General features: G+C 55.7%; 17 protein-coding genes. 7 read left to right on the forward strand and 10 right to left on the reverse strand.

Annotated elements, in window-relative coordinates:
- Window positions 1-148 precede the first annotated feature (148 nt).
- Complete coding sequence (locus PLIM_RS18025; RefSeq protein WP_013111745.1) at window positions 149-1,669, forward strand: sulfatase family protein; 1,521 nt, start codon at window positions 149-151, stop codon at window positions 1,667-1,669.
- 298 nt (window positions 1,670-1,967) lie between these two features.
- Here the strand turns inward: PLIM_RS18025 and PLIM_RS23240 are convergent, their stop codons facing one another.
- The 3 genes from PLIM_RS23240 to PLIM_RS18040 all read right to left on the reverse strand — a co-directional run bounded on the left by PLIM_RS23240 (window position 1,968) and on the right by PLIM_RS18040 (window position 4,709).
- Entirely contained in the window at window positions 1,968-2,621 is a 654-nt protein-coding gene (locus PLIM_RS23240) for an HYExAFE family protein (RefSeq protein WP_013111747.1), read from the reverse strand.
- A gap of 68 nt (window positions 2,622-2,689) precedes the next feature.
- A complete protein-coding gene (locus PLIM_RS18035; RefSeq protein WP_013111748.1) occupies window positions 2,690-3,187 on the reverse strand; it encodes a SixA phosphatase family protein in 498 nt (165 codons plus the stop codon).
- Window positions 3,188-3,374: 187 nt separating this feature from the next.
- Complete coding sequence (locus PLIM_RS18040) at window positions 3,375-4,709, reverse strand: YkgJ family cysteine cluster protein (protein ID WP_013111749.1); 1,335 nt, start codon at window positions 4,707-4,709, stop codon at window positions 3,375-3,377.
- Between the two features lie 202 nt (window positions 4,710-4,911).
- On the opposite strand from PLIM_RS18040, the gene PLIM_RS18045 reads away from it, so the two are divergent.
- Window positions 4,912-6,216 (forward strand): outer membrane protein assembly factor BamB family protein, encoded by a 1,305-nt coding sequence (locus tag PLIM_RS18045; protein WP_013111750.1) that lies wholly within the window; start codon window positions 4,912-4,914, stop codon window positions 6,214-6,216.
- A gap of 279 nt (window positions 6,217-6,495) precedes the next feature.
- Here PLIM_RS18045 and PLIM_RS18050 read toward each other — a convergent pair whose 3' ends face one another.
- Genes PLIM_RS18050 through rsmA form a run of 3 tightly spaced genes read right to left on the reverse strand, consistent with a single transcriptional unit; the run spans window position 6,496 to window position 10,156 of the window.
- Window positions 6,496-7,725 carry a hypothetical protein gene (locus tag PLIM_RS18050; protein ID WP_148227174.1) on the reverse strand — a complete coding sequence of 410 codons (1,230 nt, stop codon included), beginning with the start codon at window positions 7,723-7,725 and terminating at the stop codon, window positions 6,496-6,498.
- Window positions 7,658-9,154 (reverse strand): IMP dehydrogenase, encoded by a 1,497-nt coding sequence (guaB, locus tag PLIM_RS18055; protein ID WP_013111752.1) that lies wholly within the window; start codon window positions 9,152-9,154, stop codon window positions 7,658-7,660. The genes PLIM_RS18050 and guaB overlap by 68 nt, the downstream gene beginning before the upstream one ends.
- A gap of 57 nt (window positions 9,155-9,211) precedes the next feature.
- On the reverse strand, window positions 9,212-10,156 hold the full coding sequence (rsmA, locus tag PLIM_RS18060; RefSeq protein ID WP_013111753.1) for a 16S rRNA (adenine(1518)-N(6)/adenine(1519)-N(6))-dimethyltransferase RsmA: 945 nt from the start codon (window positions 10,154-10,156) through the stop codon (window positions 9,212-9,214).
- A 511-nt stretch (window positions 10,157-10,667) separates the two neighbouring features.
- Here rsmA and PLIM_RS18065 point away from each other — a divergent pair.
- The gene (locus tag PLIM_RS18065) at window positions 10,668-11,933 is read left to right on the forward strand and encodes a Gfo/Idh/MocA family protein (RefSeq protein ID WP_013111754.1); all 1,266 of its coding nucleotides are present in this window, start codon (window positions 10,668-10,670) and stop codon (window positions 11,931-11,933) included.
- Window positions 11,934-12,156: 223 nt separating this feature from the next.
- Here the strand turns inward: PLIM_RS18065 and PLIM_RS24820 are convergent, their stop codons facing one another.
- The 3 genes from PLIM_RS24820 to PLIM_RS18085 form a co-directional block, all read right to left on the reverse strand.
- Window positions 12,157-13,467 carry a HEAT repeat domain-containing protein gene (locus PLIM_RS24820; protein ID WP_230849339.1) on the reverse strand — a complete coding sequence of 437 codons (1,311 nt, stop codon included), beginning with the start codon at window positions 13,465-13,467 and terminating at the stop codon, window positions 12,157-12,159.
- A 1,135-nt stretch (window positions 13,468-14,602) separates the two neighbouring features.
- Window positions 14,603-17,566 carry a tetratricopeptide repeat protein gene (locus PLIM_RS18080; protein ID WP_148227175.1) on the reverse strand — a complete coding sequence of 988 codons (2,964 nt, stop codon included), beginning with the start codon at window positions 17,564-17,566 and terminating at the stop codon, window positions 14,603-14,605.
- 241 nt (window positions 17,567-17,807) lie between these two features.
- A complete protein-coding gene (locus PLIM_RS18085; RefSeq protein ID WP_013111760.1) occupies window positions 17,808-19,646 on the reverse strand; it encodes a hypothetical protein in 1,839 nt (612 codons plus the stop codon).
- On the opposite strand from PLIM_RS18085, the gene PLIM_RS24255 reads away from it, so the two are divergent.
- The 4 genes from PLIM_RS24255 (at window position 19,622) to fae (ending at window position 22,334) form a co-directional block, all read left to right on the forward strand.
- Window positions 19,622-19,837, forward strand: coding sequence for a hypothetical protein (locus PLIM_RS24255; RefSeq protein ID WP_148227176.1), 216 nt, complete (start codon window positions 19,622-19,624; stop codon window positions 19,835-19,837). The genes PLIM_RS18085 and PLIM_RS24255 overlap by 25 nt on opposite strands.
- Before the next feature lie 28 nt (window positions 19,838-19,865).
- Complete coding sequence (locus PLIM_RS18090) at window positions 19,866-20,336, forward strand: hypothetical protein (RefSeq protein ID WP_013111761.1); 471 nt, start codon at window positions 19,866-19,868, stop codon at window positions 20,334-20,336.
- Window positions 20,337-20,554: 218 nt separating this feature from the next.
- Window positions 20,555-21,517 carry a tetratricopeptide repeat protein gene (locus PLIM_RS18095; protein WP_013111762.1) on the forward strand — a complete coding sequence of 321 codons (963 nt, stop codon included), beginning with the start codon at window positions 20,555-20,557 and terminating at the stop codon, window positions 21,515-21,517.
- Between the two features lie 307 nt (window positions 21,518-21,824).
- A complete protein-coding gene (gene fae, locus PLIM_RS18100) occupies window positions 21,825-22,334 on the forward strand; it encodes a formaldehyde-activating enzyme (RefSeq protein WP_041403876.1) in 510 nt (169 codons plus the stop codon).
- A gap of 507 nt (window positions 22,335-22,841) precedes the next feature.
- On the opposite strand, the gene PLIM_RS18105 is transcribed toward fae, so the two are convergent.
- On the reverse strand, window positions 22,842-23,366 hold the full coding sequence (locus PLIM_RS18105) for a hypothetical protein (RefSeq protein WP_041402165.1): 525 nt from the start codon (window positions 23,364-23,366) through the stop codon (window positions 22,842-22,844).
- Window positions 23,367-23,501: the final 135 nt, after the last annotated feature.

The raw sequence follows: 23,501 nt of genomic DNA on the forward strand, positions 1-23,501 counted from the left end.
ACGGTCTCAACCACTCAGCAGATCCGATAACGATCGAGAACTTGAGTGGCTGCCAGAGGGAAGTCGTGAACGAGGGCGATTTCACCGACTGAGATGTGTTGACTTTCGAAAACTCGCACCCCTGCAGATTTTAGACCGGGAGACTTCCATGCGTCATGAATTGATGACCCGCCAGCCCGTAAATCATCGAGAAGACCGGGGTGGGCATCGAATTTCCTGGTTCCTGTGTCACCTGGCGATCAGTCTATCGCTGTGTCTCTGGCAGGTTGACTCGATCACAAAAGTGATGGCAGCCGAGGCTCGGCCTGAAAAACCGAATGTCGTCATTATTAACTGCGATGACCTGGGTTATGCCGATGTGGGGGCGTTTGGTGCTACGATCTGCAAGACGCCTGAGATTGACAGGATGGCGAGAGAAGGGGTGAAAGCCACTTCGTTTTACGTGGCGCAAGCGGTTTGCTCGGCTTCTCGCACAGCCCTGCTCACAGGCTGCCTTCCGAATCGTATCGGAATTCTCGGGGCGCTGAGTCATGTTTCGAAGAACGGCATCGCCGACAGCGAAGTGACTCTGGGCGAACTCTTTCAGTCACAAGGCTATTCCACCGCCATGTATGGCAAATGGCACCTGGGCTATCAGGCTCAGTTCCTGCCGGGTCACCATGGATTTGGTGAAGCCTTGGGGATTCCTTACTCGAACGATATGTGGTCGAAGAACCCTTATGGCAAGTTCCCGCCCTTGCCTCTTTTCCGTCAAAAAGGGGATTCACCCGCTGAGATCATTGGCCATGACACCGATCAATCCCGCTTCACGACTGACTTCACGATGGCAGCCGTTTCCTTTATCGACCGGCACGCCGACAAACCCTTCTTCATCTATCTGGCTCACCCCATGCCCCATACGCCGATCTTTGTCAGCGAAGAGCGCAACAGCGGTGAGAGAGCCCAACTTTACCGAGATGTCATCGGCGAGATTGACTGGTCGGTCGGAACCATTCGGCAGACACTCGAAAAGCATCAACTCACTCGCAAAACACTGGTGATTTTTACTTCTGATAATGGCCCGTGGCTGGTTTTTGGAAATCATGCCGGCAGCACAGGGCCGCTCCGCGAAGGGAAAGGAACAATGTGGGATGGTGGTGCCCGCGTTCCGTTTGTGGCCTGCTGGCCCGGTGTCATTCCGCCCGATACGACGGTCGATCTTCCCATGGCCACCTACGACCTCTTTCCCACCTTTGCCAAAATGCTCGGTGCTAAACTTCCTGATCATCCCATTGATGGCGTCGATATCTGGCCTCAGTTAACCAGTGCCTCGAAAGCTCAACCCCACCAGGCGCTATGGTTCTACTATGGCCGCGATCTGATTGCTGTGCGTTCGGGCCCATGGAAGCTCGTCTTCCCGCACACTTACGTCCATCCCGTCGAACGGGGAAACGACGGCCAGCGCGGTAAGCTCGTCAACCGGAAGTTCACGGAGCTGGCACTTTACAATCTGGATTCTGATATTGGCGAAACGACGAATCTGGCCAGCCAGCACCCTGAAATCGTCAAGCAGTTGGAGGCCTATGCTGAGGTCGCCCGTAATGAACTGGGTGACGCTTTGACCAATCGCAAAGGTAGCGGAGTCCGCCCTCCCGGCACAGTCAACGATTCCCCAGCACTCGGAAACTAATTCGCTTCCATCTTGAACCTTCGCCCGCGTCTGCGTGGGAGAGAGTGGCACGGAGTGCTGGGTGAGGGTCTTTCCCAAGCAATGTGCAACAGTCATCACGGCTTCCGCCGGGGCGCTGATTGACTGTCATCCGCCAGAGATCAGGAGCATGCTGCGATGAGACCGGTAGCGGATTGCTCGCCAAATACGTCCCAGCTCCCCTCATCCCGGCCTTCTCCCGTTGGAACGGGAGAAGGAGCAAAGAACCCTCGCCAGATTGATCACGAGGCCCACTTAACACTTACTCGATTCAGGCAAATCACTCATTCAACTCAGCCTGCAAGTGGAACTGGGCGGCGGCTGGCAATGGCACAGTTGCCCTGGCAGCATGAACCCCGGACAAGGTGTCTGACGACAGGACCGGGGCGACCAGAAAATCTTCCATCGAGAAACGAACTTCCCGATAGGCCGCCGCCGGGGCCCATAGCGTCTCCCAGCGGGACGAGCGCACTTTCACCTGCCGCTCGTAATCTTCCATCCAGACGCCATGAAAAATGTAGTCACGACCTTGATGCGTAAAGCAGGGTTCACTGGCCAGATTCGGCTCGCCAACCGCTTCATGCGAGGAAGTGGTGGCCAGTCGCTGCAGTGCAGGTGTTCTCTCAGTCACATCGTAGGCGAAGACCATCACGGCCCGAAAACTTTTCCCAAAGACTTCTTCCCACCGCCTCAGGCTGATCAGATCGTCGGCAGTCACCCAGTTCTCTGAGAGCTGGCTGGTGCGCGCTTTGCGACCTTTAACTTCGACCAGCAGGTTCTGGCCCCGCGCACCATACACGATGTAATCCATCGATTTCAGACTGGCCTGTGCCAGCAGCGCCCGGCGGGTTTCATCGACCGCAATGTACGGAATCCCTCTGTCTCTCAAGTACATCTCGAACGACAGATCGTAATGATTCCAGCGACGAGCCATAACCAATCCACTTGCCCGGAAAAACTGAAAGCTGAGACCTTATTGGCAACCCGTTCGAGGCCGTTGAATCACTTCGGATCAAGATCGTCGGGAGTCACCAGTTGGACCAGTTTCCCACGCACAGCCAGCGTCATTTCCGGCCATTCCGAAATCGGAAGTTCCACGACAGCCAGCGTACAGGTGGGGACCGCCCGGCCCGTTCCTGTCAGTCGGGTGAGGTACTCCTGCAACCCTTCATTATGCCCCACAACCAGCAGCAGTTCGCAATCGGAAGGTGCTTCCTGCAGGAGTGGCGGATAATCCGTTTCGTGGCACATGTAGAGCCGGCGTCGGATCATCACTAAAGGAGAATGTCCAAAGGCACTCCCCACCAGCCGCAATGTATCGACTGTGCGGCGTGAACTGCTCGACATGATGAAGTGCGGGATCAGACCCTGACGGACAATCCACTCTCCCAAGCGGGTCGCGTCTTCGCAGCCACGCGGTGCCAGAGCACGTTCATGGTCGAGTCCGCTGGCATCTTCAGCGACGGCTTTTGCATGTCGTAACAGGAGCAGTCTTTTCATGGTCTCCTCCTCAGCCGAATGGCAGCCGCGAACGGGTTCGAGTGGATTGAGTCGTTACATTATCGACCGCGAATTATCTTGCCGCATTTCCAGATCGTGCACCAGCACATTATTCGAATGCAGCGAAGAACCTGCCCGCAAGGATCGCCAGGATTCTTCAGGTTCTAAAATCCTGACTCTTAAGTGTTCACGATTCCCGGGTGATGTCCCAGATCAGGCTGGTGAGTTGATCACGACGGACAAAACTGCGCAGCCGCGATTTGACACTGCGCATCCCTAAAGCCTGTGAATAGCCATGATTATGATCGACGCGTGCGAGAGCCGCTTCCAGATCGACGGCTTGAATCGAGCAGGGTTCGGAGGTGATGTCTGGCCCGGCGTTTTGCCGCCTGGCCTGAGTTTGCCAGCGGGCCAGAGCATGCCAGCGGGCCAGCCAGATCGTCACAGGAATTGTCAGCAACAGGCTCCAGAACCCTTCGATGACTGGTTCGTGATAATAAGCCGGCCCGAAGAAGGCCCGGCTCTGCAGCTTGGTGACCACGTATCTCGTCAGCAGTTCGTCGGCGGCGGGAGTCTTCCAGGGTAATGCCTGTTCGACATCTCGAATGGGAATTCCCTTCCAGTCAGTCGCCAGATCAGGCAGGCGACCTCTGCGAAAGGTGTAAACCAGAATGTCCTGCAGCAGTTTCCAGCGACCAGCCCAGCCCTTCGACTGGTCCACAATGGTATCTTCGCGCGTGTAGTAGGCCACCAGTTGCGTAAAGCCCACCAGCGTCAAACGATCAGCCGGAGCGACCATGACCGTCTGTTCGTCCGGGAGCAACTGAGCCACTGTTTCACGAACCACGCGGATCGTCTCCCGCAATTGAGCGACAGTCAGATCGGTCAGATTGGTCGTTGAAATCAGCTCCGTCCATGCCGCCATGCGAACCAGGCGCAAACGCAGAGGGACGTCGCGTTGCTGCAGTTCGTCCAGCAGCGCAGCGATCAGCACATCGACCAATGGCCAGGCTCCAGGTGAGCGATCGGAAAGCCTGGGTGCAGGGATCTCCTCGGGCCAATCGGCGATCGTCTCCTGGGCCAGTTGCTTGAGATCATCCTGTTGAGACACTAGATCACGACCGGCATTGCGAATGACAGAAGGACAACTGTAGCGCAAGCCGACGACCAGCCCTTTCCCTGTCGGATGAAACACATACGGATAGAGCCGGCAGGGTAAAGGCTTGGCGGGTTCTCCAAATTTCGCATGGATCCGGCAGAGACCTTCATCCGTCAAAAACACACACGCGCCATCGGCTCGCTGCGATAATCGGTAACGTCCTTCGGAAGTTCGACCCAGAGGAACATAAGGAGGCAAGCCTTCCGGAAGTTCGGCTGCATTCCAGCCCTGGCTGTCAATGCGCTGGCGCTCAGCTTCCGTGATTTCAATGAGATGTTTTTTGCAGCAGCCGCCGCAATTGTGGCAGCTCCAGTTCTGCAGGAGAGGCAGTTCCAGAAGTCGAGCATTCGGTCGCTTGGCCATCAGAGAAAACCATTCCAGTGGCGTCAGATCATGCCGCCGATTATTCTGCGCAAGGATTTATTGATATGTTCTCACGAACAGCGTTCTTAAAGCATACCGACTGGCCCGATCTCCGGGATGATCGAACTGCAGAAAGCCATCGCGACTTTGTCCAGTCCACGGTCTGAAGCTGTGGCTGCTTTCGGATTCAAGGATTTTCTCCATGCGACGTCCATTGATTGATCTGCGGTTTTTTGAGGCGGGACTGTTTTTGAGCCGCGGGCTGCTGGCTTTGTGGGTGCTGGCGATTGGGCTATTGTCCACGAGTCAGGCGCAGCACAACTGGCCCCAGTTTCTCGGGCCGGAAGGAAATGCTTATGCTCAGAGTACGAAACTTCCCGTCACGATCGGCGAGGAGAACATCTTCTGGCAAACCGCCATTCATGGAAAAGGCTGGTCTTCGCCCGTCATCTGGAACAATGACCTGTGGATGACGACGGCGACTCCCGATGGACACAAGCTCTCGGTGATTTGCGTTGATAAGCCCTCGGGAAAGATTGTGCTCGACAAGCTGTTGTTCGAAGTCGAGAAGCCCAGCGAAATCCACGATTTCAACAGCTACGCCTCACCCACGCCCGTCTTGGAAGACGGGAAGGCGTGGATCAGTTTTGGCAGCTATGGCACGGCCTGCCTGGCGGGCCGCTCGGGTGAAGTGCTCTGGCAAAGGCGTGATCTCCCTTGCGAGCATTTTCGTGGCCCGGGAAGTTCGCCCATCCTTTTCGAGAATTTGTTGATTCTGCACATGGACGGCTTTGATTTTCAGTATGTGGTAGCTCTCGACAAGGAAACAGGCCAGACCGTCTGGAAAGTCGATCGTCAGGTCGAATATGGCTCTGAAAATGGCGACTTCAAGAAAGCCTTCTGTACTCCCACCATCATTCAGGTCAACGGGCAACCACAACTGATCAGCCCCACATCCAAGGCGAGTCTGGCCCTGGATCCGCGGACGGGGAAAGAGCTCTGGCGGATTCGCTTTAAGGAATTCTCAGCCACTGTCAGGCCGGTCTACGGGAATGGTCTGGTCTTTATCAATACCGGCTTCGGGAAGGCAGCCCTGCATGCTGTCGATCCGACAGGAACAGGCGATGTGACCGAAACCCACGTTCGCTGGAGTGCTGCCAAAGGCATCCCTTCCAAGCCCACGCATGTGCTGGTCGACGATCTGCTCTTTATGGTGCACGATGGTGGTGCCGCCACCTGCTTCGAAGCCACCACTGGCAAACAGCTCTGGCAGGAGCGGCTCGGTGGCAACTATACCGCCACACCACTCTATGCGGATGGAAAACTCTGGTTCTTCAGCCAGGAGGGAAAGATCAAGGTGCTCAAGGCGTCTCGTGAGTTTGAAGAACTGGGAGAAAGCCAGCTGGGCGACGGCTTTATGGCATCGCCCGCAGTCAGTGATGACCTGATGTATCTCCGCTCGCGAACGAACCTCTATCAGGTCGGCAGGAAACCCTCGGCCAATTGAGAGAGTGCCTTGCAGTGAATCCGTTGAAGAGAGTCAGGGCGAAGGTGAAAAGGGTTGAAGGTCGGAAGGGGAAGAAGGCCAGAGAGCAGGGCTGCCGCAGGAGCGCTGATTGACTCACAGTGGCGAGAGGCCAAGAGTGTACTGCGATGAAGCCGGTTGTGGATTGCTCGCCCAATACGTTCGAGTTCCCCTCATCCCGGCCTTCTCCCGTCGGAACGGGAGAAGGAGTAAAAGCCTTTGCTTGCAGCAGAGCTGCTTGCATCTCTGAAGTGGTGACTTTTACGGAATCATGTAGATAAAGCCCACCACGGCTCCGGCCTGCACAGCGGCGGCGTGAGCATTCCAGGGGATTTGATAGGTGAGCCGGGGTGCCACTTCGCCAGGTCGGTAATAGCCGAGAGCATACTGCTTGGATGCTGGGGGATGAATGACCGCCTGATAAGGGAAGCCAATCAGCTGAACACCGAATTTCCCGAGTGACACGGCGGATTGAATACCAGGTGGATAGTGGTGCCCATATCGCTCCAGTGCCACATCTTCAAAGTAAAGTGGCTGGTGATAAAGGTTGGGTGGTTCCCACAAGGCCAGGAGGTCAGGATAGTTCCGTGGAGGCGCAGGGCTATTATCGATATGCAGACCCACTTTATTCTGCTGCTCAAGGGCATATCGACGAATATCTTCATCCGCCACGGGATCACCGAAGGGAACAATCTGATAAATACGGCGAATCCCGAGATTCGGCAGGGCTGGTGCCAGCCGTTCATCAGCAATGATGGCCCGCTCCGACTCCTTTTGCAGCGGTGGAACGGGTGGCAAGTTGGCGGCTGATGGCGAAGTGGCTTGTGTTTCGACCTGTGCAGGAGCATTCACACCGTTAGAAGTATTTGCATTCACTTCAATTGGTGTCGGGCCCGACTGAACGGCATTTGGAACTGGTGCCTGAGAATTCTGGCTCACTGCAGCGACGATCTGCTCCGCTGAAGGAGCTGGCAAGATCCACTGATGATCACCCTGCACGAGTACCTCGGGTTGATCCAGAAATGGATAGGCCGGAGGAGTAGTGGCGGCTTGTGGAGGAGTGTTTGATTCAGGGAACGCCACGACAGCTTTGGAGTTTGCTGTGGGAGCCGCATCGATAATCGAGGCTGGCATGTCGGGCGCAGCCGATTTGCCTTCCTGGATTCGATCGACAGGGAGACGCTCTGGAGCAGTGCCGGAACCTGACGAACCGACGTTCGTAAAGGCTTGTGTCTCGCTGGAGATCACTGTCTGCCGGGACAATTTCTGCACGGCGTCCTCTTCGCGAACTTTGGTCCAGCGCTGTTCCGGAGAACGTTCGCGCAAGGTATCCAGCGGACTGCGGGAGGCGTCGCCGGCTGGTGCCTGAGTGATCAGCACACCTGCCAGTGCGACGGCCAGAGCCGGCTGATACCAGTTCTGCTTACGAGCCTTCGCGATGGGCGTGCTCAACGGTGTAATTCGGAGATTCTTCGACAATCGTAATGTCATGGGGATGGTTCTCCCTCACTGTGGCAGCCGAGACTTGAATGAACCGCGTGTTTGTCCGCAGATCATCAATCGTGGGCACACCGCAGTATCCCATGCCGGCCCGCAGGCCACCGATCAACTGGTAAACCAGATTGTGGAGCGAGCCTTTATGAGCCACTCGCCCTTCAACGCCTTCGGGAACGAGCTTCCCTGCTCCACGCCCTGGACTGCTTTCGTCAACTTTCCCTTGCCGGTAGCGTTCGCTGCTCCCTTTGACCATGGCACCCATCGAGCCCATGCCCCGGTAGCGTTTGTAGCTGCGGCCCTGGAAAAGAATGACTTCTCCGGGGCTTTCATCCACACCCGCCAGCAAACTTCCCAGCATCACGCAATGACCACCAGCAGCCAAAGCCTTGGTGATATCACCGCTATACCTGATGCCACCATCGGCAATGATCGGAACATCAGTCCCGGCCACTGCCAATGAGGCATTGTGTATCGCCGTTAACTGAGGAACACCCACACCGGCAATAATTCGCGTCGTGCAGATCGAGCCTGGGCCAATGCCCACCTTGATTGCATCCGCCCCCGCCATCAGGAGATCTCGGGCTCCTGCCGTTGTGGCAACATTCCCTGCTATCACATCGATCTCTGGCCAGCGTTTCTTCACCTCGCTAACGGTCTGAATCACGTTTTGGCTATGTCCGTGTGCGCTGTCGACACAAAGCACATCAACCCCCCTGTCGATAAGGGCCGCAGCACGCTCAAAGTCAAACACGCCGACGGCGGCACCGACGCGCAAACGTCCACGTCGATCTTTACTCGCTTTCGGGAAACGCAGGTTTTTATCGATATCCTTGATCGTGATCAGCCCCTTGAGCTGAAACTCGTCATCCACCAGCAGCAGCTTCTCAACCTTGTTTTCGAGGAGAATCCGCTCGGCTTCTTCGAGAGTCGTATTCTCTTTCGCCGTCACGAGATTCTCTTTGGTCATCACTTCGGAAATCGGCGTATCTTTCGACGCGAGAAACCGCAGGTCGCGACGTGTCAGAATCCCTTTGAGCCGACCGTTTTGAGTGACCGGAACACCACCAATGTTCCTTTGCTCCATGATTTCCCAGGCGGCCAGCGCTGTCGCCTCTGGCGGGAGAGTCACGGGATCGACAATGACGCCGTGTTCACTGCGTTTGACCCGCTCGACATGCAACGCCTGTTGTTCGATCGAGAGGTTTTTATGAATGATCCCCATGCCCCCTTCCTGCGCCATGGCAATGGCCATGTCGCTTTCCGTCACGGTATCCATGGGGCTGGAAACAATCGGCACATTCAGCCGGATATTGCGGGTGAGTCGAGAAGATGTTTCGACATCGGAAGGTACGAGTTCACTATAGCCCGGTTCGAGCAGAACATCGTCGAAGGTGATTCCCTGATAGGCAATTCGATCTTGCATGGTAATGAGATTCTCCGACAGAGCCGGCTGCTGCCAGAATCTGGCAGGAGGCAGTTTTCAGTTCGCAGTTTTCAGTGAATCAAGACCCGCGGCGGGTGTTGATGGATTAGTTTCGTGGTATAGCAGGTTGGCCAAGGCCACATGAATCTCAGTCGGTAGTTCTTCAGCCCGTGCCTGTGGAGTAATCCCTGCCTGCTGGAGCAATTCATCGATGCGGGGTTTAGCCACCTGGGAATAGGTGCTGCACAGGACACCACGCAACAGCTTGCGCCGGTGCATGAAGATCGCTCGCAGATAGTTATGGAAGAATTCCGGATCGGCAATGCGGTCTCGCCTGGCTGGTGCCGGTGTGACGAGCACTACGGCAGAATCAATCTTGGGCCTGGGCCAGAAGACATCCGGAGGGAGCTTGCGCAGAATTTCGATATCGCATTGCGACTGTAACCAGATCGACAGCCCGCTGTAATCGCTGCTCCCTGGCGTTGCCTGCATCCGCACGGCCATTTCCCACTGGACAGTCACCACCATCCGCGACCAGGGCCACTCGCTTCCCACAATCATGGAAATGACCGGAGTGGCAATGTTGTAAGGCAAATTGGCCACCAGCTTTAAGGTCGAGCCGGGCCGTCTGGCCAGGGCGGTGTTGACACTTTCGACCAGCAAAGGATGGAGTTGATTTTTGTTCTTGAGAGCGTCGGTATTCACCCACTGCACATTCGACAAGCCGGCATGCTGTTTTGTCGCAATCGCATGCATGTTCGGGTCGTACTCGATCGAGACGACTTCGCCCGCTTCTGCAGCGAGGAAAATCGTGAGACCGCCTGTCCCGGTCCCCACTTCGAGAACCACATCATCTTTGGATAACTGGGCCTCGCGGGCCACCAGTTCCACCAGATTGATATCAATCAGAAAATTCTGACCCAGATCACCGCGCGGATTAATCCGGAGCTTATGAAACAGCTCCGTCAGATGTGTGCGCGTTTGGCGGTGGTCTTCGCTCATAGGTTCTGGGGCAAGTACTCTGGCCACTCGCAAAGAGCGGCGAAGGATCAATCAGTCAAGAATACCCGCAGGAATCCTTTTTGGCGAATCGACCACTGGAAAAATTTTCTGTGAATCCCTTCACCCGGCGATCTGTTGTGGAAATCAACGGGAAAAACCTTCCCCATTACGGATTCCAATAAACGTCCGCGCGGCGGGTGGCTGGGGTTGAGTCTTCGAACCCCCAGCGATCTTTGGCACTATCTGGGGGTTCCCGAAGACGTGTGGCCCCAGCCATCCCCATACCAAGGAGCCCAGTTGATTATTGGATTCCGTACCCAAGATTTCCTCGAACTGCCAATCAGCGGGTAGCGATGGGTGGAAATCGATTGTTAGGATGAAGGACGATTCCTTGATATGGCATTCATCGAGCTGGCACTTTTCGTCAATTTCGGACGGCAGACATCCCGAGCAGGCACTATCTTTTCAAACTCTCGACAACCGGGTATTGACAACTGGAAAGGGTATTTTCATGAGCAGACAGCAGCTTTCCCGACGCACCTTCCTGGCGGCTTCCGCCGTATTTGCGGCTCCACTGATTATTCCCGCGCGGGCGTTTGGTGCCAATGAGCGAATTGTTACTGCACACATCGGGATTGGCGGTCAGGGCTCGGGAAATCTCAAGGCGTTTATGGGTCAGGGTGTCGCCCCGGCCGCGATTGTCGATGTCGATTCCAAGCGGTTGGCCAGCACGATCAAGATGGTCAGCGAGAAGGGCTTCAAGGTCGACGGTTACGACGATTACCGCAAGGTGCTCGAACGCAAAGATATCGATGCCATTGTCGTTTCCACTCCGGATCACTGGCACGCCTTGCCGACCGTGCATGGTTGCCAGGCGGGCAAAGATGTTTATTGCGAAAAGCCACTCACGCTGACGATTCCCGAAGGCCGGGCCATGGTGGAAGCGGCTCGTGCTCATAACCGCATTGTGCAGACTGGTTCACAGCAACGATCCGATGCCAAGTTCCGTAAGGCGTGTGAGCTGGTGCGTAATGGAAAAATTGGCAAGGTGAACAAGGTTCTGGTCGGTCTGGCCAAGTCGAACTTTGGTGGCCCACCTGTTGCTGATTCTGAGCCGCCAGCCGAACTCAACTACGACATGTGGCTCGGGCCGGCACCACAACGGCCATATAACCAGAAGCGAGTCCATTACAACTTCCGCTTCTTCTGGGATTACTCGGGCGGGCAGATGACCAACTGGGGTGCCCATCACATTGATATTGCTCACTGGGCACTCGGTTTTGACCATACCGGGCCAGTCAGCACAGAAGGGACAGCCGAGTTCCATCCCGAGAAGTGGTTTGAAGTCTCGACGGCTTGTCGCATCACTCACAAGTATGGCAACGGCGTCGAAATCGTTGTGGGACAGGAACAGAAAGACATTCCTGGCGGCACGACATTCATTGGTGAGAAAGGGACGATTTTCGTCAATCGCGGCGTGCTGCGCGGAACTCCAGCCGAGTTGATCGAGCAGGAACTTTCGAGCGGTGACGAATCGCTCTATGTTTCGAGCAATCATCACAAGAATTTTCTCGACTGCATCAAGTCGCGCGAACTGCCGATCTGCGATGTCGAGATTGGCCACCGGACTGCCAGTGCCTGCCACCTGGGGAACATTGCGATTCGTTTGGGCCGCAAGATTGAATGGGATCCCGTCAACGAAAAGATTGTGGGCAATGATCCTGAAGCCATCGCTCTGGTGAATCGTCCGTATCGGGCACCGTGGTCGCTGAAGTAATTGGATGGATTGGTGTTTGGTGTTGGGTCTTTGGTATTTGTCTGTTGGAAAGATGCTGTATAAATCGCTGAAATAGCTGGCTCGACAAACACCCAACACCAAACACCCAACACCTCCCTTACAAATGAAAACAGCCCCCGGTCTTGCGATCGGGGGCTGCTGTTCGTTGTAACACCGTCAGAAGTCTATTGCCGTTATCGATTCACTGTTCAGCCGACACAAACTAGTTGTTGAAGCTGAAGAGCTGGCGATATTCGCTGTTCTTGCGAGCAGCAGGTGGAACTGGAGCTGGGATAGCTTCGGGAGCCATTGGGGCAGGGGCTGGTGCCATTGCTGGAGCAGTGCCTGGGCAGGTGCCTGGTGCACAGCTTGTCGAGCAGACAGCATCGCAGTTACCTTCAACAACTTCGTAGCCGCAGAGTTCCAGAGCCTGCTTGGCCTGACGAACGACTGGCTTGTGGCAATCACCCAAAGCGTGTGTCAGAGCAGCGACAACTTCTGGCGAGCAGCAGCAGTGCTTGCGGATCTGGTCACCGATTTCATCGGCAGCCTTCAGACGAACTCGTTCATCGGTATCGTTGAGGGCGTAGATGAAGGCGCACATGATTTCTGGGCTGCAGACGCAGTTGTACTTGTCACCCAGCTTGTGGATGGCATGACGACGATCCTTGGCGTAGCAAGCTGTCTGCGAGGTGTAGATCAGCTTGGCAACTTCGCAAGGGTCAACGTCACAGCAGGTTGTGGTTGCACAGCTGGTTGGAGCTGGAGCAGCACAGCCTGGAGCACAGGCAGCGGGAGCAGCACAGCCTGCAGGAGCAGGTGCACATGTTGAACCGCACGATGGCTTGGCGCACTTAGCCTTCAAGCGAGCGAACAGACCACAGTGCTTGGCAGCTGGAGTGCAGCTGGGAGCACAGGTGGCTGGAGCGCAGGTGCTTGGGGCTGGAGCGGCACAAGCTGGAGCACAAGCAGCAGGGGCTGGAGCACAGGCTGCAGGAGCAGCACAGGCTGGAGCACAAGCGGCTGGAGCTGGAGCACAGGCTGCAGGAGCGGCACAGGCTGGTGCACAAGCAGCTGGGGCTGGAGCACAGGCTGCAGGAGCAGCACAGGCTGGAGCACAAGCGGCTGGAGCTGGAGCACAGGCTGCAGGAGCAGCACAAGCTGGAGCACAAGCAGCTGGAGCTGGAGCACAGGCTGCAGGAGCAGCACAGGCTGGAGCACAAGCGGCTGGGGCTGGAGCACAGGCTGCAGGAGCAGCACAAGCAGGAGCGGCGGCAGCAGGTGCACAGCAAGTCGCTGGAGCACATGTATCGCAGCAGGGGGGCTTAATGTCGGAGCACTTGCGCTGATAAACGTAAACGTTTGGCGAGCAAGGCTTGACAATAACGGGCTTACAGCAGGCAGGCTGACTGGTCGAAGCACAACCACAAGCCTTTTCGGTACCGCAGCCATGGCCGCGGAAAAGGCCGGCTTCAGCCAGCGAGGCCATGCTCATCGCAGCAAGCATGGTTCCACAAAACTTGATCCATCGCATGAGTCTCAATCTCCTTCCCTAGGGATTCGAAAACAGGGTCTTCCCAACCCGCGAGACAAGTGTCGGTCAGCAGTGGATTGGCAGGCGGTGCTCACCTAAGGCGCCGAGCTGTCAGCCCCGCCCCGCGACCCGTGTCGCGTCACACCAAACTGAATCCTTCACATGTCCGGCTGACCAGGCCCCGTACCACTTTTCGATCGTTGCGGGCGATCTCGAGTGGCAAGGTCGCTGTCTTCTTCCGAGCAGTTCCTCGCATCACCACCCGGTGATACGGACTGCTCGGGCGAAGTTGCCTATTCCATCGGCCCCACTGGAACGATCGCTTGAGTTTCCCAAACCGCTAATTGAGCAAGGATTTGTGTCTTCCGGCCATGTAAATATGCCGGTTGTTCCGGTTCCGTAAAACAAGGGTGACTTTGCGGGCAATTTTCGTCGTCAAAGCTTACCAACACTCCATTGACCTTAACGATTAACGAGACCGGGGCTCTTGTGTGTGACTGTTGCTGGTGTAGCGAATGCACCCACAGTGCCGCTTGTAACAGGGGTAAGAAGCGTGCTCGCCGCCCTTCGTCCAGAGTTCCTGTTGTACCTGCTAAGCAGGGTGGAATGACCTTGCCAATCAAGTGGTTGAAACTCCGGCAGATCCTGCCAAAGCGAATGGAAGTGGCCATGAGCAGTACAGATTGCAGTACCGTTGGCCTCGAATCATTTGAAGACTTTTTGCTCCGGTGGATCCTGTGGCATCGATCTGACCTCTGCCTCACTTAATATGAATGCGGCTGTTTCTCCTTCTCCCGTTCTGACGGGAGAAGGCCGGGATGAGAGCGAGCTCGCACCTATGGGGGAAACAATTCACCACCGGCCTCGTCGCAGGATGCTTTTCATCTCCGGCGACTGACAGACAATAGGCGCCCCTGCGGAAGTCTTGGCGATTAATCCATGCCCAGCGGCAAGACCCTCACCCGGCACTTCGTGCCACCCTCTCCCACGCAGACGCGGGCGAGGGTTTTTGAGGGGAACACGCCCTTTCGCACTGTTTTCATGTTTGTGGCTCCCGGGGCGTGCCACCCGATACGTGGTGCCAACCTTTGTCGTGCGGACGACTTAAAGAATAGAGAAAGCCGGGAAGATTATGTCAGTGACCCAGCTGGCTGATTTTTTCCAGCCAGAGTTCCCATTCCTCGCGAGTGAGGCTTGAACCCAGGTTGTCGAAGGCACTGTCTGGAATCTGCTTCTGCCGGAGGATGACCCGCCCCTGTTCGAGCATGCTGCGGGCTTCGGCAGGTTTCCCCATGCGGCGATAAGCTTCGGCCATTTGGAGAAATGCCGAAAGGACCTGCGGGTTGTTGCGATATCGATTGATCGCTGTGTTGTACGCCATGATGGCGTCTTTATCTCGACGGAGTTCAAAGAGCTGATGCCCGACATCAAAAGCCGTATTGGCCAGAATCGCTTCGTGCAGCGTATTTAACCCTGTCTGATTGGCCTGCTTATTCAAAGTGTCGCGCAGCTTGACGAGATTATCGAGAGATTGCTCATCGAGAATCTTCTGCTGTTCGGCCAGACGGAGCTTGACGGCTTCAGCCAGTGGTGATTTCAAGGCATTGCGGATCAGCCGGGCCTGCTCCCGCTGGGAACGGGCGAGTTGATACATGGCCTGCACTTCGGAGGGATCATTCGGATAACGTGCCAGGAATTCTGTCAGGCGGGAGGAGGCTTCAATTTGAACAGCGCGAATGCTGTCGATCCCGGCATCGGGAATGTAGGTTCCTGGCAAGTCACTGGCATTTGACGAGACGGAAACTGTTTGAGCCGGGGTGGGTGAATTTCCTTTCGCCCCTTTCTTGTCGGCTTCCTGCCGCAGCAGGATCCCGCGATCCACCAGCAGACAGCCAAGTTTAAGAAGTGCTTCATTCCATTCAGAAGCCTCAGGTGTCAGAGTTTCTGAGGCCAGAATGGCACGCCATTGAGTCTCAGCACGGAAGAGATCCCCTTTTTCGGTGAAGGCTTTGGCCAGTCGTACCTGTGCTTTGTAGCTGGAAGGATCGGAGGGGAATTTCTGCTGGACAGATTCGAGAATGGGGATCGCCTCATCGAGTCGATCCAGATCCATCATCAGGCCCGCTTTGCGCACGAGTGCCGTCGCCAGCATTTCGCGCGGGAGAGTGGCCAGATATTCATCAACACGCTCGAGTGCCGACTTGTAATCTGCGGCAGCGATGGAATCCGAAGAGCTTTCCCAGAGGTCCTCGGGATACCTGAAGTTCATTTTGCGAGTTTGTGCCAACTGATACCAGGCGCGAGCGCTGGCTTTCCAACGACTTCGCACCTGTGCCAGTTTGGGTGGCTTGAGAGATTCTGGCAGCTGGTCATATTCCTCCTGCTGAGTCATGGCCCAGGCACGGGTGGTATTGGCGACCAGTTCGGCGGTTTCGACTCGATCAAAAAGTGGCGGTAGCGATTCTGCCAGGGCCAGTGCTTCCGCATATTTGCCACCTTCCACCCAGAGTTTCCACGCATTTCGCAGACGATCGCGAAAGGCTGTCTGACTCAGCCAGCGGTTGTGATAGTCTTCCAGCCGCACAATGGTGCGAACAGCACCGATATAGAGCTCGATGGCCCGCTCCGTGTTCCCTTCGAGACGATGGATGTCGGCCATGTCGAGCATTCCGACGACGGCTTCTTCGGTACCGACAAAACGCACCAGTAAATCGCGTAAACGCTTCATTCCCTGACCACGCAGGGCTAACTGTTCATTGAGAGCACTCTCGGCCGACGATTGTTCAAGCGCACAACGAGCGAGCAGATAGAGAGCGGTACTGACATGCCGGAGGTTGGGACGCTTCCCTTCCGTCAGTGGCAATAGATGCTTTTCTGCGTCGGCGAACTTGCGTTTGGCCATCGCGAGGCGGGCTTCCTGAATTGCCAGACCATCGGGATCGGTCGAAGAGTTCCGCGCCAGTTGCATGGCGGCTTCGGCTTCGAGAGTCCGTTCGAGTGCGAGCAGGACATCGGCACGTCTCAGGAGCAGCATTGTGCGATCTTCGGGAGAAAGTTTCTGGCCTTCGAGCAGATTGGCCAGACGCTTCAGATCTCCTTCAAGCATGGGGAGGCTGGCATAAGGATCGATAAACGGAGGTTCCTCCGGCTCAGCTTCGGCGGCGTCATCCCCGTGTCCTGCACTGTGGCCATGCCCGCCACTGTCACTATGTCCGTCATGTTTACTGTGGCCATGGCCCTCCGGCTCATTTGGGCTGTGTTTCTCACTATGCCCAGTTCCATGTCCAGTGCCATGATCTGAAGCGGGTTTTGTTTTGGCAGCAGGAGGATGAGCTTTGCTGTGGCCCGCTGCTGCAGGCTCGTGCGAGTGACTTTTTTCGGAAGCGTGCGAATCGTGTGAGTCGGCATGAGGCTCTTGGGAATGGGCATCAGCAGCGTGGGGCTGTGATGAATGAACTTCCGGAGCAGGAGCTGGGGCTGGTGGTGCAACACGATTGATATCGACCAAAGAGAGATCGAGCGCGCAGAGCGTATCAACAGACTGGGGTTGAAAAGAGTTTTCGATGGTCGAGAGCTGAACCAGCCAGGGGCGGGCTTCTTCGATGGCACCCGTGCGGTAGAGCGATTGAGCCATGGCATTTTGCCAGGTCGGGTTCTTTCTGATCTCGGGCTCGCGGGATTGAGCATCCCGCAAGAAAGCAATGGCCGATGCCAGTCTGGGTAACTCCATCTCTTTTTCGGAGTTTCGTGCCTCCTGATATCCCAGCAACCCCTGGGCATAAGCCATCCGACCCGGTGCCTCATCATCCAGAAACTGCGATTCGATCAGTGGCTGGAGCAGCTCGGTCGCTTCTTCAAAATGACCTTCCTCCAATAACTTGACGGCATTCGCCAGATGGATCGCTTCGGTCGATTCGCCCGGAAAGAGCCACCAGCAAACGAGTGCCAGCAGAAGAATCCCTCCTGACAAACCAGCTCCCAGAAAGGCTAGCCTTTTGGGAAGACCCAGAATCTTCCCGGCTGATTTTGCGGACTGCTCATGGCCTTCTTTTTTGCCATGCTGACCATGGGCATCGGCAGTCGAGGAGTGCGTGGCCATGGGAGCCGTTTCGTGGACAGTTAAAATGGCAGGGAGAAGGAATTTGAAACTGTTCTTATCATCCACCTCGAAAGGTGAGTCAATGCCAGTTCAGCGGGTCGCCACTGGTTCTGAAACTCTTGTGATCAATTCACATCGATGGGAAAGACCCTCATCCGGCACTCCGTGCCACCCTCGCCCACGAAGACGCGGGCGAGGGTTACAGGGCCAGCATGACTTGCAGACTGCGGCGCCACTCACCTCATTTCTCATTCGTGGTCGACGTGATCGCAGGAAGCTCGTACAAACCAGCGATCAGCACACCGCCAATACTCCTCTGCACCAGTGGGGTGTGCGCAAGCAGCTGTTGCTGCAGTGGGGCCGCAAGATCGGCTTTTCGCCAGAAGATCACGACGAACCTCGGCTGCTCGACGGCTGTGAACTCTGCACCAGAAACATCCGCCAGAGGGATTAGCTTCCAGTCATTCCTCAGAATGGCAGGAACCTGCGATTTCCAATCCGGGAGTTGAAACTGATGCAGGACCGGGGCCACAGCGACTAGAGCTCCGCGTGGAATTTTTCCTTCGCATTCCTTCCAGAAACTGCGCGTGAGACCATCTCCCCAGTAACTGGCTTCCATGCCCAGGGCGGCACCTCCCGCAGTACTTCCTGCCACGCCGCTATAGGTCGATAACCAGAAGGGGCTGGACGATAACTGGACGATCGCCAGCAGGCCAAACAATGAGCCCACAATCGCCCTCGGGAATGGCCAATTCTCCAACTTCTTGAAGCGTTCTAGAAGTGTGGTCAGCCCCAGACCTGACAGTAACGCCACCAGTGGAAAAATCGTCAGGAACAGCCGCTCTCCATCGTAGACGGCCACGCCAGGCAAGCTGAAGACAATCAAAGGCGTCACAAGAAACATCAGCAGCAAACGACCACGGAGAGTCGCGGTTTGCTTGTCTTGCACCGAGTGTGGCATCTGGCCACGAATCACTTGCCACGAACCATACAAGCACAGGATGAGCACAGGTAAGGAAATCGTGATGGCGGTGGTCACCCACGGGTAATGCCACGGAGTCAACCGATCCGAAAACTTCTCGTCAAAATACCAGACTGACAACGTCGCCCGTTTCGTTGCGCGGCCCAGGTATTCCAAAGTCCTGTGGGCAGGATCACTCCACAACCAGGGCCAGCAAAAAAAGACCACACCCGCAGCCAGCCCAGCCACCAGAATCAATCGCACCGCCCGCAGCCGATAGATCGCGAACAACCAGAGCAGCATCGGTGGTAACAGCAGGACGGCCTGTATTTTTGTCAGTGACGCTAAACCGTAAATCGCTCCAGCCGCAGCGACGGGCAGCCAGTCGGGTAATGGCCTGACGGTTTCGCTCTGTTCATCCAGAGGGCTGGAAACTGCTGCTGGTGCACGCAGACACCAGCTCGCAGCCGCCAGTGCAAAGCCCGTGCAGGCCAGGTTCGTCACCGTTTCCAGAGAAGCCAGATGGGCATGCGCAAAGACTCGTGGCATCGTCATCAGACCCAACCCTGCCACAATGCCCGTCCATCGACCAGCCCATCTCATGCCCCACCAGGTAACGAGCATGACAGTGAGGCCAAAGGCTGTCGCAGAACCAGCTCTTCCGAGGGTGTAGTCGATCTCTGACCGCTTCTGCCCGAGGCTCTCGATCCCCACGACATATCTCAGAAAATCATGATGCAGACCCAGCCACAGCCGGCCCAGAGGGGGATGATCGGCCAGATAAATCTCATCCTGAAAAATCTCCCACAGGCTCAAGGGATTCAGCAGCGCCAGCCCATAAGCTCCTAAAGCTCGACTCAGAAATACACCCTGCTGAACATTGAACGATTCATCAATCGTCAGGCCAGGGCCTTCGGGCCATGTGGGGTGTAGACCTCCCGCATCAAGCTGGCACAGCACCCAGAGAGTGGCCACAATTCCTAAAACCCAGGCTGGCCAGAGATCTCTGGCCGTAAGGAGCATCTTTTCACGCGTGGGCAGCACAGAAACCATGGCCCGGCCTGTGGCAGGCGTCTCCTGGGGAGGTCTCGAAATTGTCTGCGATCGATGCTTGGACATGGCGGCACACTCCTCAGAGATCAGCCCGCAGGTTATCGTATCGGGCTGTGGAATACCTCTGCGGAATACCTCAGCAGGATCCAGACGACCGGCAGCAGGCGAGTCTGCGAGTGATCAATCCACTGGCAGGAACTCTCTCGGCGATCTCCAGTCAGCGAGAATCCGTCGAGCTTCTGCCCGATGGATCATGAATGGGCGAATTTATAGAAGGTTGTTGGTATGACTGGCGATCTGGCGACGTTCGAAGGACATGGCATCAAGTTCGTTTACCCGGTCAGCTGGCCTGTCAGTGAAGAGGGAAACGACGAAACGGTCACCATCACCGTCAATTCGAAGGGGTGTTCGTTTTTCTCGGTCGTCGTGATGGATCCCCCTCAGGATCCCGAGGATGTCATCGAGCAGATTGTCGAAACTTACCGCGAAATCTATCCCGAAATGGATGAGTATCCGCTCTTTACCCCGTCGGCAGCCCCGGGGATGCATGCAGCACGGGAGCTTGATTTTGTCTGCCTCGATCTGGTGACGACTGTTTCTCTGCACGCATTCCGCACGGGAGAGCGTACCCTGCTGACTTTAGTGCAGGGGCCCGATAAAGAACTCGAAGAAATCAGTCCACTGCTGGAAGCGATTGCCAAAAGTGTCCAGGCAGACGATGGCATGACTCAGGAGCCGACGCTCGAAGATGCCTGACAGGACACACCTTTAGGGTTCAAAACAGTCAATGGTCACGTGTCCAGACGATCAGGATTTCGTACGTTCTCCACGAAAAATTTACTTTCTGACCGTAACGTCACATCTCTATCTTACATATTTTGAACGTGTGGATGAAAACTCTGTAGTAACATCCACTCCCCCTCGGTGTTGAGAACCTATCTGCAGTTCAGGACGATTCCTCGGGAGGAAGCTTCATGTCCGCTCCCTCGATTGATGAACTTCTCGATCAGGCCAGGCAACTCGCCCGCCAGAGAGAATTTGCTGCCGCCACGCAAATCTATCAGGCGGTCATTGCTCAGGATCCGTCCAACACTGCGGCTTACGATGGTTTGGGAACGATCTACTTCGTGCAAGAATTTTATCAGGAAGCCATCAACTGTTTTCTGGAAGTGGCGGCACTCAAGCCCGTCGATGGTAAGCCGCTCTTCAATGCCGGTGCCATCTACAATCGCATGGGTGAATATGCCAAAGCGGTCGAGATCATTCGCAAAGGTTTGAATCGCGATAAACGCTGTGCCGAAGGTTATTACAATCTGGGGATCGCGCATCGCAAGCAGTCACAATGGCAGATGGCGATTTCTTCCTATCGGGAAGCGATTCGCCTCGACCCAGCCTTTGCTGAGGCTTATCAAAACCTGGGCAACGTCTATCTCGAAATGCAGAACTATCCACTGGCCATTCAGAACTTTAAAAAGTCGCTGGAAGTCAAGCCGGGCTTTGCCAAAGCCCTCTCGGGTTTAGAAAAAGCAGAAAGTCTGTCGCAGCAACTGAAGAACAAAATCAGCCCTTTCGGCAGACTGGTCGATCCGAAGGAAGCCGCACAAGGCAACACTTCCGACAGTTCCGGCGTGATGCGTCAGATGACCAATGCCGAGCGCCTGCATGACCGGCAATCGGTACGAGAGTTAGCCCGGCAGATCGAAGTCAATACGGCCGAGATGCTCGAATACGCACACAATGAGTTTTTTCCCGTGTTTCAAACACTCCATCATCTGGTCGTCCAGGGGAATACCGGGCTGGCTTTGCACCGGGCGACACAACAATATCGGGATGCCGTCAATCGACTGGCCGAGTACCGCCGTTTACAACGCCGGAAACTGCTAGAACTTCAAGCCTACGAAGAACTCATCCAGATGCGGAGTGTGAGTGTCGGTTAGCCGATGGATAATCTCTCTGATCTTTTGCCACAGCCTCTGAACGACAACAGTTCTGTGGCAAATCTGCTGTGGCAAATGTTGACAAATCCTGTAGCCAGCTCACATGCTTGAGCGGGATTTTCAACGATCAAATTGCTGCCAGAGACTCACCGCATCCATTGAATACACAGGAAAGACCAGCATGGCTAAGAAAAAAGCTGTTAAAAAGGCTGCTCCCGCACCTGCGAAAACCACTACAGCTAAAGCCGCCGAAAAGCTCAAAGCGGTTGCGCCACCAACAAAACCTGCCGCGGTTGATCGCATTGTCATGCGCACTGGCGAAGCACTGGTCGAGGCTGAGCCCGCCTGGTCTGCTGCTGAACCCGAAGTCGTGATTGGGGAACTCGATGGGCCAGTCGGCTATGCCATGGCCAATCTGTTAGGTGACCAGATCAAAGGCCACTCACGCGTTTTCGCCATTCTCAACTGCGATGTTCAAGTCCGTCCTGCCACACTCATGGTCAGTAAGGTCACTGTCAAAAGTGAAGCTTACACAAACATTCTGATGGGGACAGTGCAGGCCGCCATTGCGAATGGTGTGCTGGATGCTGTTCGCAAGGGAGATATTCCGAAAGAAAAGGCCAACGATCTGGGGATCATCATCTCGGTCTGGCTCGACCCGTCGGTCACCTCGGTCGAAATTGACCATAACATTCTGTTCGACACTCACCGTCAGGCCACAGCCAAAGCGATTGCCAAAGCCATGAAGCACGAGCCGTCGATCGACTGGTTACTCGAACATCAGCACGAGATCCAGCACTGCTTCAAGCCGGCGTAAATCGTCGCCACTCTTATCACTTCGGCTTCGAGCATCGACCTCACTGAGCGTGCCCTGCGCATACCTCCGTGCCGGGTGAGGGTCTTGCCAAGCGATGTGCAACAGTCACCACAGCTTCCGCAGGAGCGCTGATTGACGATTGGTAGCCAGAGATGAAGAGCATGCTGCGTTTAGACCGCTAGTGGATAGTACACCGAATACGTTCGAGTTCCCCTCATCCCGGCCTTCTCCCGTCGGAACGGGAGAAGGAGCAATACAGTCTCCCGCATACCCATAGACTGGGTGGCTCAAACATCGCTTTGAAAGCCTGGATGACAACGGTCACTCGAAACACTCTGCAAAACGCAGTGGTGAACCTGCATTTCCTCATGTCGGGTGCATGCAGTCCCGACGGAATGCACCAGGCTCGGTAACCCTTTCGTGCCGGGCCTTTAGTTCACGAATATCGACGCTGAGTTGTATCGAATAGTCAGCCGTCGAATTCCCGGCTTACCGTCTCACGCCGACTTATCTTCTCACCCAGTGCAGACGGACGAGTGTCGCACCATCGCCCGTTTTGGGGATAAAGTTTTCGGGTCGGTTGTCATCCACTGCTGTTTTTCCGTACGGGGCCAGGCACAACTCCAGTTGCGAACCGTTCAGTCGGTAAATGCCCTGATAGACATGGTTATTCTGGGCATCGTACAAGTCGAACTGCATCGGCTCATCAAGCAAACGACCCGGCTTGACCCGCAGACCTAAAGTCGCAACGGGCAGAATCGAATCGGGCCTTTCAATCCGAACTTTGTTTCCATCAATCTTGAGCAGGTAATCTTTGTAAGGGAGGACGGTCGAACGCAGCACATCGGTCGTGGCCGAATCAACCTGCCATGTCCCCGAGATTCGCGTGAGATTCAAATCGGAAGCCTGCAGGCTCCGCGACCCCAGGATCATCGACCCGAGGACCATCGAGGCCACAACCATGGCACCAATCCAGGAGCAGCACCAGGCGCGAAAATCCCCAGGCAAAGTTCGGCAAGCAGACGAAGGCATGGCAACATGGCTTTCAGAAAGCAGTCAAAGATGGGAGTAAGCGACCTGTCGACCATCACGGGGCAATCAACCAGCAAGACAAGATCATAAAGTCCCCGCCCGACCTGTGAACAGCCCCTCATGCTGATTCTGCAC

The organism is Planctopirus limnophila DSM 3776 (assembly GCF_000092105.1).
GTDB classification, from domain to species: domain Bacteria; phylum Planctomycetota; class Planctomycetia; order Planctomycetales; family Planctomycetaceae; genus Planctopirus; species Planctopirus limnophila.